The sequence below is a fragment of the Desulfobacterales bacterium genome, from assembly GCA_028704555.1.
Taxonomy (GTDB): Bacteria; Desulfobacterota; Desulfobacteria; order Desulfobacterales; family JAQWFD01; genus JAQWFD01.
Map to the genome: position 1 here is coordinate 1 of JAQWFD010000016.1, position 18,612 is coordinate 18,612.

Here is an 18,612-nt window from a genome sequence, read left to right on the forward strand (position 1 = left end):
GGCAAACATATGAACGCGAGAATCTGGGGGAACTTTCAGCCCTCGCCTTCTCTCAGGTACCGAGCAGCAGCTTAACGATAACCGGATTTTTCGTCAAGCTCGAAAAACTGGATCATCGAGTTTAAAGACTTAACGCCGTTTCGGGTGCAATATATGGGAGTTTCGGGCACGTGACGCATTAATTCGGGCAATGCGCCGCTATGATCACTTTCCGCATGACTGGCGATGATATAATCGATCCGGGTAAGGTCAATTTCATGGGCCAGATTTTTGATAAATTCTTTTGAAAAAGGCGCCCATACCGTATCAATCAAAGCCACTTTTTCTTCACGGATCAGGTAGGAATTGTACGTAGAGCCTTTGTGGGTCGAATATTCATCGCCATGGAATTTTTTTAAATCCCAGTCAATTTTGCCGATCCATGTGACATTGTTTTTTACCGTCATTGGATTCATGGTTCACCTCGTTGATAAAAGGGTTGCTGAGTGATTTGATTCTGATCCGCAGCCGTTCAGGTTAAGGGCTTGCGCAAAAAAATTTACATTATAAGGCGCTGCGGCGCTTGGACTTGCGAATTTATTTTTGTACAAATTCTGTCTGAGCGGGTTGAATCTCTGACGTACAGTTCGGACAACGTGTCGCCTGAATCGGAATGATGGAATAGCATCTCGGGCATTCCCGTGTGGTCGGTTCGGCGGGCGGCGCCGTCTCTTTTTTTGCGAACCGATTCATTTGCCTGATCACCATAAAGATCGCGAAGGCCACGATCAGAAAATCTATAACCGTGTTGATGAACAGGCCATATCTGATGGTTACCGCATCTGCTGCCAGACTCTTTTCCTTGAGTGTGACCGCCAGTGTGGAAAAATCAACCTGGCCCAGAAGCAGGCCGATGGGTGGCATGATGATGTCATTGACCAGTGAGCTGACAATCTTGCCGAATGCACCGCCGATGATGATTCCAACGGCCATGTCCATAACATTGCCTCGCATTGCGAATTTTTTGAATTCTTTGAGCATTTCCATGGGGGTTCTCCTGTGCGGAAAAGGGGTTAAGGGCTGGATGCCGCTGAAATCCTCAATTCGTGCTGATTTCCGTTTGACTGAAAAAGCCGGTATGTGACATCGCCCCGGGCAGGGGGCTGCGGGGGCGTTCATTTTTCGGGTGTATTACGATCGGATCATGGTCAGGAGCATCTTGAATCGTTTAACGGCCGTTAACGCGTGCGGTTTGTTGGCGGGCATGATGAGCATCTCGCCCTGTTTCACGTGGAACGGTGTGCCGGATATTTTTATTTCCACTTCGCCGTCGAGCACATAGGCCAGCGCGTCAAAAGGCGCCGTATGCTCACTTAACCCCTGACCCTGGTCAAAGGCAAAGAGGGTAACCGTCCCGGTCTTTTTTTCGATAATGGTTTTGCTGACCACCGCGTTTTCTTGGTAGCTGACTTTGTCTGCCAATGAAGAAGGTTTTAAATCATCAGACATTTGGGCTCTCCTTTCAGGATAGGTGTTTATTTCCATATGGCGGGGAAAAATATTCACATCGCCCGCTTCGCTTGAGGCGCAGAGCGCGCAGAGATCAATGTTTTTTCTCTGTGTTCTCAGCGTCTCAAGTGAGCGCAGCGAACGGGCGGTAAATCAAGACTATTTCCCAGCCATCATTGCTTCGATATCGGTCTCGACTTCTCCGATGGGTTTGATGTCAAATTTGTCCACCAGGACGCCAGCTACCGCCGGAGACAGGAATGCCGGCAGGGTTGGCCCCAGACGGATGCCTTTGACGCCGAGGGACAGAAGCGCCAGCAGGACGGCCACTGCCTTCTGCTCATACCAGGCGATGTCGTAGGAAATCGGCAGGTCATTGATGTCCTCCAGCCCGAAGACTTCTTTCAGCTTCAGTGCGATGACCGCAAGTGAATAGCTGTCGTTGCACTGTCCGGCGTCCAGGACCCGCGGAATTCCGTTGATGTCGCCAAGGTTCAATTTGTTGTAGCGGTATTTTGCGCATCCGGCCGTCAGGATCACGGTATCTTCCGGCAGCTTTTCAGCGACCTCGGTAAAATAGCCTCTGGATTTCTGGCGCCCGTCGCATCCGGCCATGACGATAAACCGTTTGATCGCGCCGGTTTTGACGGCCTCTACGACCTTGTCGGCCAGGGCCAGGACCTGGTTGTGGGCAAACCCGCCGATGATGCTGCCGGTTTCGATTTCCGTGGGCGGCGCGCATGTTCTGGCCAGCGCGATGATTTCTGAAAAATCCTTGGCCCCGCCTTCGGCCCTGTCCGGGATATGTCCTACGCCCGGATAGCCAGAGGTTCCGGTGGTAAAAATCCGGTCCTTATAGGTGTTTTCTTTTTTGATAGGGATGATGCAGTTGGTGGTCATCAGGATCGGACCGTTAAAGGACTCAAATTCGTTGTTCTGGTGCCACCAGGAACCGCCATAGTTACCGACAAAATTGTCATATTTTTTAAACGCCGGGTAATAATGGGCCGGCAGCATCTCTCCGTGGGTATATACATCCACCCCGGTTCCCTCGGTCTGTTTGAGCAGCTCTTCCATGTCCTTGAGATCGTGGCCGCTGATCAGGATTCCCGGGTGGGTTCGTACCCCGATATTGACCTCTGTGATTTCAGGGTTGCCGTAGGCCGATGTATTGGCCTTGTCAAGCAGAGCCATGGTATTGACGGCGACTTCTCCGGCCTTCATGACCCGGCCGACCATATCATCCACGGAAAGATCTTTGCAGGTGGAGGCAAGGGCCTCCATGATAAAATCGTAGATATCGTCGCTTTCCAGTCCCAGTATGGCAGCATGATCCGCATAGGCAGCGATACCCTTCAGCCCGATGATCAGAAGTTCCCTCAGCGACCGGACATCTTCGTTTTCCGTAGACAGAATGCCCACCGATTGGGCCTTTGCATGAAATTCGTCGGCATCGGTTGCAAACCAGGTTGCCGAAGCGTGCAGGGGCGCGTTAAAAGCCTTTCCGAACTTTTTCAGGTAAGCGGCTTCAAATTGAGTTTTAAGGGCCTCCCGGCGCTGCAGGGCGTCTTTGATCATACCGACAAAGCGGTCATTGTCCCAGTTTCCGTTGGTAATGGTTGAAAAAAGTGCCCGGGCAACAAACAGGCCGGTTTCTTTATCATGGATTCCCACTTCCGCGGCTTTTTCCGCAATCACGGCAATTCCCTTGAGGGCATAAATCAATACATCCTGCAGATTGGCGGTTTTTTCCGGCTTTCCGCATACGCCCCGTACGGTACACCCCTTATTTCCTGCGGCTTCCTGGCATTGAAAACAAAACATAATTTACCTCCTGGTATTTTTATTGTCTGATGTTTCTGCCTTGACAAGTGTGTGACGATGTTGAGGACACGTTAACTGGAATGCGGGAAAGATTCCTTGACTTGAGTCAAGAAAAAGCATGTTTTTTTCTTTCAGATTAAAAAAAGATGTGATCGAAACGGTACAGGGAATTTATATGAAGGTTATGTAAAATGAATTATACATTGGTTTGGCATGCGTTGTCGACAGGATGTTTTCTTTATCACACGAAAGCAGATTGTTGCTGTGAAGGCAAAGCTGGGGTAAAAAGATCACTCAGGCGGTTTGGACGTTTTTTTAAACCGCCTGAGTGTTGGAACTACTCGGATTTATAAGAGACTATTGAAAATGGCCGGTTTGTCAGGAGGATGCTTTGCTTTGCCTTTTGGGGGCGGCCAGTGCGTAAGTAATGCGATCGATAATAATTGCCAGAAACACAATGCACAACCCGGCTTCAACGCCGCGGCCGATTTCAATCCGGTTGATCGACAGCAATACTTCGAGCCCAAGGCCTCGCGCGCCGATCATTGAGGCGACAACCACCATGGCCAGTGCCATCATGGTTGTTTGATTGATCCCCACCATGATAGTCGGCCGTGCCAGCGGCAGCTGAACTTTGAACAGTCTCTGCCAGTAACTTGAACCAAATGCATTTGCTGCTTCTACGACATTGGATGATACTTCGCGGATGCCCACATTGGTCAGGCGAATTACGGGGGGAACGGAGTAGATGATGGTGGCAAACAGTGCCGGTACCTTGCCCAGCCCGAAGAGCATCAGTGCCGGAATCAGATAGACAAAACTGGGCATGGTTTGCATGCCGTCGAGAAATGGCTTAAAAACGGTTTCAAACTTATCGTTTCCGGCCATTGCGATGCCAATGGGAATGCCAATCGCTAACGAAATAATGACGGCGCCGGTGACCAGTGCCAGGGTCATCATGGACAGTTTCCAGAGACCGATGGTGCCGATGAAAAAGAGCATGGCCGACATGATCAGGCCCATGTACCATTTTTTCATCAAATATCCGGAAAAAAGCCCTACAAAAATAATAAAAACCGGCCAGGGAACCCAGAGGAAAAATTTTTCCAGCCCAAGCATGAATTGCAGAATCACAGCCCCCAGTGCATCAAAAAAAGTGCCGAATTCCAGGAGAATCCAGTCCATTGAAACATCTACCGCCTCCCCAAGGGGGATATTTATATACTCAGGAAAATCAAGCATGTGATTTTTGTTGTCCTCTATTTGCTTTTGTTCAACAAGAAATTTGAAAAACGGATCGCCAGCATTCAAAATTCGGGTTTGATCATAACTTCGGCACGATGACCGAAATTATGATCAAACCCCAAAATTCATTTCGCACCCGATGTTACGGATTGCCTGAAAACTGACTGATTGCCTGATCTCCGTCGGCCGGCTCCGTGAACATTGAAGGGGCGCTTTCCGAAGTTAAGAACATCGGCTGTCCCCCTGTTTAAGGGGGAACCGTTCGGAGATCAGCCCGGGCCTTGAGCCTTCGGCCCTGCGTTTACTTCAGAGCGGCTTTGACCTTTGCCGCCACATCGGCGGAGACCCATTGTGTCCAGACCGGTTCGTAATTTTTCAGAAACCAGATGGCCGCATCCTGTGTTTTGGCTTTATTGTTTTTCATATAAGCCAAAAACTTATTGCACATGGCCGTAGTGGTTTCATATTTTTTGAGGAATTCCACGACATCCGGTGCCCGTTCCGGCAGTTTTGAATTGACCAGAATGTTGACTTGTACGGAAGGAACGGCGCAGCCGGCAGTTTTTTCCCAGACTTCCTTGTTGTAAGGAGGCTCTTCCAGGGGCGTCATGTCATATTTTCCGAGCACCCATGTAGGCGCCCAGTAGTATCCGAACCAGGGCTTTCCTCGTTTATAGGCCGCTGCCATGGAACCGCTGAGCGCTGCGTCCGATCCGGGAAGAAATGAATTATAATACTTGTCCAGGCCATAGGCTTTCATTTTTTGATCGTTGAATTTTGTTATCGCCCAGCCCGGAATGGAATTGTAGAAACGTCCTTTTTCCGGAACTTCCGGGTCCTTGAAAATCTTCCAGTATCTGGACAGATCAGAGACACTTTTCAGATCCGGCGCCAGGGCTTTGATCCCGCGCTCGGGATCTCCCTTGATGACGTAGGTCGGGACCAGCCAGCCCTGCCAGCTGTCGGGATAGTTGGGCCCCAGATCCAGCATTTTTCCGGATTTGATCCCTTTGTCATATACTTCCTGTATATTTTCCGTCCAGGACTCCATGTCTACATCGATATCGCCCCGGATTACGCCCGTAACGATCGGAATGGTTTCTCCTACCATAAAATCCGTTTTGTATCCGAGGCCATTTTCGATAATAAAAGCTGCGATACGGTTGTGTACCTGGATGCTGTCCCAACTGGCGTCTCCAAATACGATGGGTTTTTCAGAAGCGGCAAATGCGCTGCCAGATCCAACGATTAAGGTGAGAAGAAAAATTCCGGTAATCAAACGCCATTTCAATTTGATCGGTTGTTTTTTTTGCATATCCATATCTCCTTTTGTGAAATTAATCGGTGCGATCAGGCTTTATTGTTCAATTGTCTTCTCCATCGAAAGCAGCGAATCTGTAGCGATGACATCCATCAAAGAGTGCTTTCCGAACTTAAAGCGTTGGTCGAATGCGATATTATTGTTTTGGACACAAAACAATAATGCCTTTTAAATAAAAAAATATTATTATAAAAAAATTAATAAATCAGTTAGTTATAAAAAAATCAATTTATACAGTTTTTTATAGAATGACTGAATATATTGACAAATTTAATAAAAAAAATAGATTTTCGTAGCGTGCGGTTTTTTTAAGAAATAAATTATAATGAAAAATCAAATTGTTGTCAATCATGTTAAAGTAAATAATAAAAAAATAGAAATTGGATTTCATGAGTAAAGAGCTTTTTATGCATTTTCAATATATTGTAAAGTGTACAATGGGAATTTCATCAAGATCAGAGGACAGAGGCTTGAGGACAGTGAGGCCGGACAGAGAAAAAAGGGCAACAACTTCGTGGGTGTAAGGGCGGACCGCTGCGTCCGTCCATCGGATAAGGGGTGAGGAGCAGCGGTCAGAGATCAGGGGCAGAAAGGCTGAGATCGGAGTCCGGAAATTTTATAGATCGAATTTTTGCGCGATCCGGTCGCACAGGTACGCCCCGATCGGCATGGCTGATGTGGCGGCCGGGGAGGGCGCATTACACACATGGAACGAGCGGTCGCTTTCGGCAAAAAGAAAATCGTGAACCAGACTGCCGTCCTTTTTGACTGCCTGTGCCCGGATTCCGGCCGGGTAGGGGAGAAGATCGGCAACTGTCAGGAGCGGACAATACTTGTGGATCCTTTTCAGGTAGCCGGGTTTATAAAGGGAATCCCTGAACTCGGACCATCCGGATTTCAGGTTGTTCCGGACGACTTTCCAGAATCCCGGAAATGAAAACATCTCCGCGCAATCTTTTACATCCAGGTTAAAGCGGCCGTATCCCTCCCGCTTCCAGCCCAGTACCGCATTGGGACCAACGGTTACCGAACCGTCGATCATTCGCGTCAGGTGAACGCCTAAAAACGGCAGTTCCGGATCGGGTATGGGGTAAATCAGGTGATTGACAATCCGGTTGTGTCTGGCTGGCAGCCGGTAGTACTCGCCGCGAAAGGGAATGATTTGAAAATCGATACCGATGTGCATCATCCCGGCCAGACGGTCTGCGCCTAAACCGCCGCAGGCCACAAGGTATTTCGTTTCAATACTCTCTGTCCCCAGATAAACCTGGACCCCGTCGGGTGTCTCCCGAAGGGATCTGACTTCGCAGCCGGTTCTGATCTCCCCTCCGGAGGCGATCAACAGATCGGCTATTTTCGCGGTGATTTTCCGGTAATCGGTGATGCCGGTAGCCGGCACAAAAACGGCGGCAAGTCCTTTAATGTTGGGCTCCCGTCTTTTCAGTGCTTTTTCAGACAAACGCTCGGTCTCGATTCCGTTTTGCAGGCAGCGTTTTTCCAGCGATTCCATCCGTTCATATTCAAGGGGATTGGTGGCCACCAGCATTTTTCCGCATTGCTCGAACGGCAGTCCGTGCGCTTTGCAGAATTCAATGGTTTGCGCTGCACCGCGTTTGCAGAAATCCGCCTTCAGGCTGCCGGGCTGGTAATACACCCCCGCATGGATCACCCCGGAGTTGTGGCCGGTCTGATGGTGTGCCGTGGCCGGCTCTTTTTCAATCAGCAGAATACGTGCACCCGCATACCGCTGCTTCAACTGCCATGCCGTGGAGACCCCCACAATACCGCCGCCGACCAGAACCATATCGTATGTGTTCAACATATCCTCCCTTCAATGAGTCGTTCCGTAAGGATTTTTAACCGGCTTTATAAGTAAAACTTAAGCATTAAATTTTGTCCTGATTTCATCAGGCTATAATTTTATTAAAAAAAAGACAAGTCCTGACGGTCTCGTAAAAAGTCAGAATTGAGACGGCGTTGTAACCCGTTTACTTCCAGGCTGTTTTTAAACTCCGTTTAAACCTTGAGCATCCATTGGTTTCCGTGATACAAGAAAAAGCACTAAAAGCCTTGGCCTGAAAGGCTTTTACGGCCAGTTATTTGGTTTTAAACTTATAGTATGAGAAATTGACACTTTTTTCTCCGGAGGCCGGTTGGATATCTCGTGCCCCGCTGAACAGCTGCCCGCTATTATTAACCCGGCGATTAAATTAACCAATTATGCTGCATGAGCTATTTTAGGATGGTGGAAGTATTTCGCCACTCTTTTTGGCTTTTTCCGGAGCATCCTTAAATGGGAAATCGTTTTTTTTCCAATGGCTCTTGCGTCCTGGCCGGAGGACCCGAATGAACCCGGCCTTCAGGTCACAATTCAAGTGTTCGTCCGGATTTAATTCTGGTGAATAGGACGGCAAAAAGAAAAGTTCGATTTCATCTGTATGCGCTTCAACCCATTCTTTGACGGGCTTACTGTGATGCACACGCAGATTATCCAGAATTAAAAAGAGGGTTTGATCATAACTGCGGCCATAACGTCACGGGGTCCGTCCCGCCCATTGCCGGCTTTTCCAGCACGATCCGGGGGATGCCGGTGTGCCCATTGCTGTGCAGATGCTCGGCGCACAGGCCTTATTGTTGAATGCTGCGGCATAATTACGGTAAATTTTGTGCTGATGGGCAGGAATTGACATTATATTGTATTTTCTGTATCTATCTTGGATAAATTTTAAAAAAATGCATGTTGCGGACAGTTTATTATTTCTGCAGTGTATCCGGTAAGCTGTCTGCTGCAGGTTGCAGCTGATAAAACATATTTTTTATGGAAACGGCGGTTTTCCCATCGTGCGTATTTCCGGCGGTATTCAGCCTGGTAATATTTAAAAATAATGAAGATTTTCCGAATTTATGCAGATTTGGCTTGCATGCTTTACTTATATTCGTCATATAACTTGTTGAAATAAATAAACAAATAACGAAATAACCGATTTTGCAGAATCGGACATAATGAGTAAAGCCCGGAAAATCTTTACGGAAAAATGCTATGAGAAAAGGGATCGAAAATCAACTAAATTCCCTTTTTGAAGAACATACCGAAGGGATCAGCAAGGGCAAAGCGGGCGTTCCTCAAGCGTTGGGTTTAAAGGCCTGCATCCTGGAAGACCCGTATGGCTTTATTCTTCATCATCATGTCATGGAGCATCAGACAGCTGCCCGGATCACGGTATTTATGGTTTTAAGTGATATGTGGCATTGGCCGTGTTGGCCAGAAATATCCAGATATTGGGGGCATTTGTTAGGCAAAAAACCATCAAACTTGTGCAGAGCCAAGGATAAAGTTCAAGAAAAAAATTAGATTTCAATTTTTTCTTTTTGGGCTAAAAAAATTTTTACATTATATGAAGTAAATTTGTTACGCTAAAAATTTACTTCATAAGGGGTTTTCGTTCAGATACTAATTAAAACAAAATAAACGGGAGTTTATCATGGCTGGCGTTAACAAAGCGATTATTTTAGGTAATCTTGGAAAAGATCCGGAAATGACATACACCCCCTCCGGGCTTGCGGTGTGTAAATTTTCCCTTGCAACCTCAAAAAAGATGAAGGACGGACAGACTGTCACCCAATGGCATCGCTGCACTGCCTTTGGCAAGACAGGTGAGCTCATCGCCCAGTATGTGAACAAGGGAAACCAGCTCTATGTTGAAGGGGAAATAACTTACAGCCAGTATGAAAAGGACGGGACGATCCGTTACTCCACCGACATCATTGTAAGGGAGTTTAACTTTATCAGTGGGGGCGGCGGCGGTGGCGGTGGCGGCGACCAGCAGGGCGGCTATCAGAACAGCCAGGGCGGCGGAGCTCCCCAGGGTGGTGGATATCGGGGGGGCGGAGCTCCCCAGGGTGACGGTTACCAGGGGAATGCCGGTTATCAGCAGGGTGGTGCTCCCCAGGGCGGCGGTTCCGGCGGGTCTACGCCTCCGGAAGATGATATCCCATTTTAACCGTTACTGTTATTGGATTTGTAACCTTTGAGGGTGTAACGCTTTGGCTTTACACCCTTTTTTTGTTGGGGGCTATTTGGCAAAACAAATTGATGAAAAGAATGAAGAACCACACCCTTGATACCCCTTGAATGCTATAAATCTGCATGTTAAAGAGTAATAGCTCTTTTCCATTTTACTGTACTTATTGAGATAAGGCATTTATGAATAACCTTGAAAATAAAATCTATAACGGTGACATTGTGGCAGGGTCCCTGCTCATGGAAGAAAGTCGTAAAATTGCACGCCTGCTTTTAGATAATGTAGATTCTGATGGATGGTATCAAGCAATTGTTCTTGAAAATATCTTACAGAAAAGAAGTCCTGCAGCCGCAAAAAAACAAGCACGTCTGATAAAAAGCCGTCTTACAACCATGGACAGAGACTTGTGGCAACTTGTTTATGACGGTTCATCCGAAATAACTTCCCAGGCCCTGCTTGCGGCATCCATAAAACGCAGCCGTCTTGTTGGTGATTTTATGGATATAGTTTTACGGCAACACTGGCAGACCTTTACAAAAAAGATCAGCGTCAGTGACTGGAATCAATTTCTTGATACCTGTTCTCAGATTGACCCCCGGGTTGACACGTGGAAAGACTCCACAAGATCAAAGTTAAAACAGGTTGTGTTCAGAATGCTTGCAGAGGCAAAATATATTGAAAGTACAAGGACCTGTAAATTAATTCCCGTATCCCTGGCGCCGGAAATAGAAAAATATCTTGTTAAAAAAAGCGAAGACTATGTATTAAAGTGCATGAAAATTGCGTAGCCTTATAAGGATTTCATATGGCACCATTTAAAACCCGTCTGGACAAAATTCTTGATCGACTGACATCCGATGAATTTCTCTCTAATTCCGGCCTTGGGAATGAAATCGGTTTTTATATTTTTGATTACCCCCCTGAATTTGAATTGGAAGTCAGAGAGCATATTGAGTTTATATTAAAACAGCTTCCAAAAAGAAAACCTGCCATGCATTTCAAGCACATCAATCTGTTTGAATTGATTATTCAGTATCTTAAAAACAGAAACCTGCTTGACCGTGTTTTGGATATTCAGATGAAAAAAGGGGATGCGGCCGTTTTAAAAGCACTGAAAGGTCCGATGGATGCGAAAAAAATCGCAAAGGCGTTTGTTGATCTTGCCCTTCCGGATGAACAGGATCTTATTCTGGTATCGGGGGTTGGAAGTGCATATCCCATGTTGAGAAGTCATAATCTCCTGAATAATCTTCATCATTTAATGGAAGATACGCCATTGGTCATGTTTTATCCCGGGGTATTTACCGGACAGGGGCTCAGCCTCTTTGGCCAGTTGAAAGAGGCTAATTATTACAGGGCATTTCGATTGGTGGTGTAAGCAACGCATAAGGATGTTATAAGAAAAAACGTTTTGTTTCTTATCTTTTGCCTTAAACGAAGTGCTCCTCAAGCGATAGCGGTCTTTTAGTAGCCCGCGCGATAGCGCGTTATTTTAAAGGAAATTCAGCAATGCGGATTCAAAATATTTTCAAAAAAAACATCTCACGTCCCATAAACGGGGTGGTAAAAGCAGATCAGCTCAATGAATCCGTTATATGGCAGGAACTTGATGAATATGTTGTTACCCGTGAGCTTGACAGACATTTAAGAACCTTCCTGTCCGCCTACCTGGGTGCAGCAGACAATCCTGATGATCCGATAACAGCAGGCAGGATGGCCGTCTGGATATCCGGTTTTTTTGGTTCAGGAAAATCCCACTTTATTAAAATTCTCTCCTATCTCTTAGGCAACAGGGCCGCTTATTCTCCTGATACCGCTTCTGAAAAAAAAGCGGTTGATTTTTTTTCTGACAAAATAAAAGACCCCATGCTTTTAGCCGATATCAAGCGGACGGCAGCCATTGATACAGATATTATCCTCTTTAATATAGACAGCCGGGCGGATGCAACGGACGGAAGGGCCACTATTCTATCCGTATTCTGGAGGCTGTTCAATGAAAGTCAGGGCTTTTGTTCTAATTCTCTTCCCCTGGCCGAGATAGAAAGATATCTGAGCATAAAAGGCAAATATGAGGCGTTTAAAACCCAATTCAGGGAGATATACGGCTCTGAATGGGAAAATGAACGGGATGCCTATTCCCTTCTTCAAGATGAAATTGTTGAAGCCTTGTCCCGGGTCCTGGATAAAAGCCCGGATGCCACCCGGGACTGGTTTGAAAAATATGAGGATAACTTTAATCTTACCGTCGAGCAATTTGCAAAAAGGGTAAAGGAGTATCTGGATACAAAATCAAAAAAACACAGAATCATATTCCTGGTGGATGAAATAGGGCAATTTATCGGCAGTGATACCCATCTGATGCTGAACCTGCAGACGATTGTTGAAGACCTGGGAAGGATTTGCCAGGGTCGCGCCTGGGTTCTGGTCACATCCCAGGAAGATATTGATGCGGTGTTAGGGGATATCAAATCCTCCAAGGCAAATGATTTTTCTAAAATCCAGGGCCGGTTCACCACAAGGCTTTCCCTGTCCAGTGCCAATACCGATGAAGTCATCCAGGCACGTCTTCTTGAAAAGCAGGATGACGCAAAACAAGCGCTTAAAAATCTTTTTTCCCAAAAAGGGGATATCCTTAAGAATCAGCTCAGCTTCACCCATGATACCACCACGTTGAAAAACTTCTCTACTGAGCAGGAGTTTGTAAATAATTATCCCTTCACCCCCTACCATTTTCAGCTGGTTCAAAAGATATTTGAGTCCATCAGAAAAGCAGGGGCCACAGGTCTCCATCTCAGCCGGGGAGAAAGGTCGATGCTGGATGCCTTTCAATCGGCTGCCATGAATATCTCTTCCAAAGAGATCAGCGCACTGGTTCCCCTGTACGAATTTTTCCCCTGTATCGAAAGTTTTCTGGACACCTCTATTAAAAGGAGCATCGAACAGGCCAAAGAGAATAAAGGATTACATGCACCCTTTGACATTCATATTCTTCAGACGCTTTTTTTAATTCGCTATGTGGACATCATCAAACCCAATCTGGATAACCTTGCAACCCTTTGTATTGACCAGGTGGATGCAGACAGGATTATCCTGAAGCAGCAAATTGATGAATCGCTCGTGCGTCTTGAAAAAGAAAATCTTATCAGCCGCAACGGTGACCTGTATTTTTTCCTTACCAATGAAGAACGTGAAGTCTCCAGGGAAATAAAAAGCGTTGAGATCTCTTCCCATGCAGAAACCGACCTTCTGGGGGATATTGTTTTTGAAGATATCCTGAAAAACAAATCCAGGCACAAATACATTCCCTTTAAAAGGGACTATGCCTTTAACCGGATCTGTGATGAAAAACCCTGGGGAAAGAAACTGGAAGATGAGCTGGCCCTTGAGATCATAAGCCCCATGCATGATGAGTATTCTGTGTACAATGCCGGTAAATGTATCCTGCACAGCCTGGATGACGAAGGAACGGTTCTCATAAAACTGGGTAATGATCAAAATCTTTTTTCTGAAATACGCACCTACATTCAGACGGACAAATACATCAAGGATAAAAGTGATGCAGCCGCATCAACCCGTTTGAAACAGATATTAAGGGACCGGGCAGATGATAACCGGGGCAGAAGAGAAAGACTCATCACAAAGGTGGATGATTTAATTCTCAATGCTGACTTCTACACCCTGGGCAAAGCCCTTGAAACAGATGCCGGCACAACCTCAAAAGCCCTTGATCAAGCCTTTGACTACCTGATTCTGAATACATTCAGTAAATTTGATTATCTGGCCCATGTCCATGATGATCCCATAAAAGAGATCAGGCAGATCCTGCTGTCCGATGACATTGGCCAGGAACAGCTGGCTTTTGAATTTGCCGGGGAAGAGACCCAGGATATCAAAGAAATCAGAACCTTTATTGAACTGAAAACCGCAAGCAATAAAACGATTGTTCTGGATGAACTGGTAAAACAATTTTCAAAACGGCCGTTTGGCTGGCCTCCGTTTCAGATTGTGATCCTCGTGGCAAAGCTCTTCATGGCCGGAAACATCAGCCTGTTCGAGGACAAAGTCAGGATTCAGCCCAAAGAGGCCATCTCTCTGTTGTCAAAAACGAATCAATGGAAGACTGTCGAGATTTTCAAAAAAAACACGATGGCCACCCGGGATCTTCAAACGGCGAAAGATCTTGGCAAGGAGATATTTGGTTCCCTTGCCCCGGACGGCCAGGAAAAGATCGGTCAATATATTAAAACCGGTCTGAAAAAATGGACGGCTCCTCTGGATAAATACAAGACCCTGGCTGATACAGGAACTTATCCCGGTAAACAAGAGATTGACGGATGCTTGAAAATTGCAGCCGCTATCCTTGATATCCATGACGCATTTGAGATGATCAAAGAATTTAATCTGCACAAGGAGGATCTCCTCGAAGCCCATGAAGACGCTTTGGATCTGCAGGATTTTTATAATAACCAGAAACAGACCTGGGAACTATTGCAACGTGCCTTAAAACGGTTTCTGCCCAATAAATCTGCCATTGGAAAAGATGTCGATGCGAACAGGGCCTTGAAGCGGATGGAAGAGATTGTTTCTGCAAAGCGTCCCTATCAGATGCTTAAGGATGTCCGCACACTGGTTGTAACCGTGGAGCAGTTTAATGATAAACTTGTGGATGAACGGCAAAAATCTGCCATCAATGAAATTGATAACAAGGTCAAGCAGGTATCTGAAATATTAAGCGAAAAAGATGCAGACAATGATTTTAAAAATAAAATCCTTTTTCCCCTTCAGAATTTTAAAAAAAAGATAGAAACTGAATACAGCATCCCCAATATTTCTTACCGTGTGAATGAATCCCAGGACGCGTTTGAAGAGGCTTTAGAAGCCATTGAAGAAAAATTTACCCCTGTAATGGTGCCGGATAAAAACAACACCAAGCCGATACCACCGGTAAAAAAGACAGTAACCGTAAAACCTGCCAATTTCAAACACAAGGCATATCTTGATACTGAAGAAGATGTGGCTGTTTTTATTGAAAAGGTGAAAGTCGAGTTGCTCAACGCCATCAAAGACAATCTCCGGATTCGGGTTCTCTAATCGGGACGATCAAAGGCAATCTATGAACACAGCACAAATTAAAGCATATGCACCCAAAGCAAGAACCGATTTTATAAAAGCGGTGATGGAAAGAGCTGCACGGTTTGGTATCCACGGAGATGATGATATTGATCCCCTTGAATTCAAGGGCGATGTGGCCATCATTGGCGCCCGGGCCTTTTCTAAAAAAGCAGGTAAACTCAGGGAGAAACTTGTCAGCCGGTTAAAACAATCGGGGTTTGAAATGTTCGTTCGGTCGAGTGCCTATACCTGGTTTAACCGGTTTGTGGCCATCCGTTATATGGAGCTTCACGGCTTTCTGGATCATGGATTCAGGGTTTTAAGCAACCCCAATGGTTCTGACATCCCTGAAATACTGGAACATGCAACCGATGTTGACCTGCCGGGCCTTGACAGGGAACGGGTGGTTGAACTCAGGCTTGCCGGAGATCAAGACAACGAACTTTACCGGATGCTGATCATTGCCCAGTGCAACGCCCTTCACAAGGCCATGCCTTTTTTATTTGAAAAAATTGACAATGAGGCTGAACTGCTGTTGCCGGACAATCTTTTGCACTCAAATTCTCCTGTCAGAAAGATGGTCACTGAAATTGATGAAGCCCTTTGGGATGATGTTGAAATCATCGGCTGGATTTATCAGTTTTATATCGCTGAGAAGAAAGATGAGGTCATCGGGAAGGTGGTTAAAAGCGAAGATATCCCCGCTGCCACCCAGCTCTTCACCCCCAACTGGATTGTGAAATACATGGTCCAGAACACCCTGGGGCGGATGTGGATGGCAACCTACCCGGAATCTTCCTTAAAAGAGAAGATGGCGTATTATATTGAACCGGCAGAACAGGTGCCTGAAGTCCAGAAAGAGATTGATGCCACAACTCCGAGGGAGTTAAATCCTGAAGCGTTAACCTTTTTAGATCCTGCCTGTGGTTCCGGCCACATCCTGGTGGAAGCCTATGATATCTTAAAAGAGATCTATCTTGAAAGGGGCTACAGAACCCGGGATATTCCCGGCCTGATCCTTGGAAAAAATCTTTATGGCCTTGATATTGACGATCGGGCGGCCCAGCTTGCCGGCTTTGCCGTTTTAATGAGGGCAAGAAACGATGACCGACGTCTGTTTAGCCGGGATGACCTGAAGTTGAATATTATATCCATTGTTGAAACCAAAGGAATGGATAAGGGCAAGCTCTTAGATGCGGTCTCAAAAAGGGCGGGGGAAAATTCTGCCGCAAAATCAATTCAGGCGCTGGTTGATCTGTTTGAACATGGAAAAACCTTTGGTTCGTTGATAACGATCCCGGAGGAACTGGCTGGCCAATTAGATGATATCCAATCCATTATAGAGTCCGATCAAATCAATGGCGATGATCTTTTTGGTTTTATTGCCAGAGAAGAGCTGCAAAGCTTGAGACCGGTTGTAAACCAGGCAAAATTTCTGGCAAAAAAATATGATTGTGTGGTTGCCAATCCGCCTTATATGGGTGGGAAGGGGATGAATCCAAAAATAAATGACTTCCTCAAGATTAACTATACAGATGTAAGAACTGATCTGTTTTCTGCCTTTATTGTCCGGAATACAAAATTCACACTGCCAAAAGGTCAACTTGGTTTTATGTCACCTTTCGTTTGGATGTTTATCTCCTCTTATGAAAAACTGCGTAAATTCTTGATTAATCAGAAAACTTTCACATCTCTTGTTCAGCTTGAATACTCAGGCTTTGAGGGGGCAACTGTTCCTATCTGCACCTTTACGATTGAAAACGCTCATATGCTTAATTACAAAGGTGGTTATGTACGGTTATCAGATTTTCGGGGAGCAAATAATCAGGGGCCAAAAGCACTGGAAGCGATTCAAAATCCAGCCTGTGGTTGGTTCTTTAATGCTTCTGCTGCAGATTTTATGAAAATCCCTGGCAGTCCGATTGCGTATTGGGTGAGCGAAAAAACAATTCAAAGCTTTTCAGAAAATATGTCTTTAATAGATTTTACACCGCCTAAAAAAGGAATTGATACAGGTAAAAATGATTTGTTTTTAAGATTTTGGTTCGAACCTTCTATCGTTAGCATCAATTTCCCCTTCATAAAAGACGAAATTGATGTATCAAAATATTGGTATCGGTTCAATAAAGGTGGTCCCTTCAGAAAATGGTTTGGAAATAACAATTATGTTGTTAATTGGCACAATGATGGTGCAGATATCCGAGAATTCAAAGGAAGTACAATACGAAATGAAAAATATTTTCGTGAGAACTGTTTAACTTGGTCAGATGTAACATCATCTCAATTTAGTGCAAGATTTTCAGGGGAAGGTGCTATTCACGATAATTCAGGTCCCTGTGCATTTGGGAATGAATTAAATATAAAAACAAGTTTAGCTTTTCTGAATTCAAAAATTTCCAATTTTTTATTAAAATTATTAAATCCAACATTGCATTATCAGATAGGCAATATCGCCTCCTTGCCTATAGTAAAAAAGATTCCAGGCGATATGTATGATCCTATCAATCAAATGATTGAAATTTCGAAAACCGATTGGAATTCTAACGAAACCTCATGGAGTTATAATAGCCATCCTTTTTTTCATGCAGAAATCCATCTGGCAGGATTGAAACATATTTACACTAAACTTTGTATTCATTGGCAAGAACAAATATCCGAAATGCTACAACTCGAAGAAGAAAACAACCGCATCTTCATCGAAGCCTATGGCCTTAAGGATGAACTCACCCCAGACGTTCCGCTTAACGAAATCACCCTGACCTGCAACCCCCATTACCGCTATGGAAAAGGAAAAACAGAAGAAGAATACGAAACCCTCCTTCTCACCGACACCATGAAAGAGCTGATCTCCTACGCCATCGGCTGCATGATGGGAAGATACAGCCTGGATGAACCCGGCTTGATTTATGCCCACAGCGGCAACAAAGGGTTTGATCCATCAAAATATAAAACCTTTCCTGCCGATGATGACGGCATTATCCCGATCATGGATATGGAGTGGTTCGAGGATGATGCAGCCCGGCGATTTGTTGACTTTATTAAAACAGCCTGGCCCCCAGAAACCCTTGATGAAAACCTGAAATTTATTGCAGACACTCTGAACCCCAAGGGCAGCGAATCACCGGCGGATACCATCAGGCGATACCTGAGCACCACATTCTTTAAAGACCACATGAAAACATACAAGAAACGACCCATCTACTGGCTGTTTTCAAGCGGCAGGCAAAAGGCGTTTGAATGCCTTGTCTATCTGCATCGGTATAATGATTCAACCCTGTCAAGAATTCGGTCCAATTATGTAACCCCGCTCCAGGGTAATATCAGCGCCCGGATTGAATATCTTGACCATGAAAGGGATTCGTCCACAACGGCCTCTGCCCAGAAAAAGATCCAAAAGGAAATCGATTTATTAAAGAAAAAGCAGATGGAACTGAAAGCCTTTGATGATGAGCTGCGGCATTTTGCAGACATGAAAATTTCCCTTGATCTGGATGACGGGGTAAAGGTGAATTATGGAAAATTTGGGAACCTTCTTGCAGAGAAAAAAGCAATCACCGGGGAAAAATGATCATTGAACGTAAAGCCAGCAGAGCAGTTGTC

The 18,612-nt window shown here is 45.5% G+C and carries 12 protein-coding genes and 2 pseudogenes; 6 read left to right on the plus strand and 8 right to left on the minus strand.

Features of this window, described 5'->3' with window-relative positions; translation table 11 throughout:
- Window positions 1-71: 71 nt before the first annotated feature.
- From PHQ97_07615 to PHQ97_07650, 8 genes and pseudogenes are all read right to left on the minus strand, one after another.
- Window positions 72-455 carry an MBL fold metallo-hydrolase gene (locus PHQ97_07615; GenBank protein ID MDD4392597.1) on the minus strand — a complete coding sequence of 128 codons (384 nt, stop codon included), beginning with the start codon at window positions 453-455 and terminating at the stop codon, window positions 72-74.
- Window positions 456-576: 121 nt separating this feature from the next.
- Window positions 577-1,026, minus strand: a complete 450-nt coding sequence (gene mscL / locus PHQ97_07620; GenBank protein ID MDD4392598.1) for a large-conductance mechanosensitive channel protein MscL — start codon at window positions 1,024-1,026, stop codon at window positions 577-579.
- A gap of 144 nt (window positions 1,027-1,170) precedes the next feature.
- Window positions 1,171-1,488, minus strand: a complete 318-nt coding sequence (locus tag PHQ97_07625; protein ID MDD4392599.1) for a cupin domain-containing protein — start codon at window positions 1,486-1,488, stop codon at window positions 1,171-1,173.
- Window positions 1,489-1,647: 159 nt separating this feature from the next.
- On the minus strand, window positions 1,648-3,312 hold the full coding sequence (gene hcp / locus PHQ97_07630) for a hydroxylamine reductase (GenBank protein MDD4392600.1): 1,665 nt from the start codon (window positions 3,310-3,312) through the stop codon (window positions 1,648-1,650).
- Between the two features lie 378 nt (window positions 3,313-3,690).
- Entirely contained in the window at window positions 3,691-4,554 is an 864-nt protein-coding gene (locus PHQ97_07635; GenBank protein MDD4392601.1) for a proline/glycine betaine ABC transporter permease, read from the minus strand.
- Between the two features lie 304 nt (window positions 4,555-4,858).
- Window positions 4,859-5,872: an ABC transporter substrate-binding protein gene (locus tag PHQ97_07640; GenBank protein ID MDD4392602.1), complete on the minus strand. Its 1,014-nt coding sequence runs from the start codon at window positions 5,870-5,872 to the stop codon at window positions 4,859-4,861.
- Between the two features lie 622 nt (window positions 5,873-6,494).
- The gene (gene lhgO, locus PHQ97_07645) at window positions 6,495-7,700 is read right to left on the minus strand and encodes an L-2-hydroxyglutarate oxidase (protein MDD4392603.1); all 1,206 of its coding nucleotides are present in this window, start codon (window positions 7,698-7,700) and stop codon (window positions 6,495-6,497) included.
- A gap of 396 nt (window positions 7,701-8,096) precedes the next feature.
- Window positions 8,097-8,391, minus strand: a pseudogene (locus tag PHQ97_07650) (transposase).
- A 548-nt stretch (window positions 8,392-8,939) separates the two neighbouring features.
- Here PHQ97_07650 and PHQ97_07655 point away from each other — a divergent pair.
- The 6 genes and pseudogenes from PHQ97_07655 (at window position 8,940) to pglX (ending at window position 18,580) form a co-directional block, all read left to right on the plus strand.
- Window positions 8,940-9,211: pseudogene (locus tag PHQ97_07655) on the plus strand (hypothetical protein).
- A gap of 149 nt (window positions 9,212-9,360) precedes the next feature.
- Entirely contained in the window at window positions 9,361-9,879 is a 519-nt protein-coding gene (locus PHQ97_07660; GenBank protein ID MDD4392604.1) for a single-stranded DNA-binding protein, read from the plus strand.
- Window positions 9,880-10,082: 203 nt separating this feature from the next.
- A complete protein-coding gene (locus PHQ97_07665) occupies window positions 10,083-10,688 on the plus strand; it encodes a DUF1819 family protein (protein MDD4392605.1) in 606 nt (201 codons plus the stop codon).
- A 17-nt stretch (window positions 10,689-10,705) separates the two neighbouring features.
- Window positions 10,706-11,278: a DUF1788 domain-containing protein gene (locus PHQ97_07670; GenBank protein MDD4392606.1), complete on the plus strand. Its 573-nt coding sequence runs from the start codon at window positions 10,706-10,708 to the stop codon at window positions 11,276-11,278.
- Between the two features lie 131 nt (window positions 11,279-11,409).
- Window positions 11,410-14,991: a BREX system P-loop protein BrxC gene (gene brxC, locus PHQ97_07675; protein ID MDD4392607.1), complete on the plus strand. Its 3,582-nt coding sequence runs from the start codon at window positions 11,410-11,412 to the stop codon at window positions 14,989-14,991.
- Window positions 14,992-15,013: 22 nt separating this feature from the next.
- A complete protein-coding gene (gene pglX, locus PHQ97_07680) occupies window positions 15,014-18,580 on the plus strand; it encodes a BREX-1 system adenine-specific DNA-methyltransferase PglX (protein ID MDD4392608.1) in 3,567 nt (1,188 codons plus the stop codon).
- Window positions 18,581-18,612: the final 32 nt, after the last annotated feature.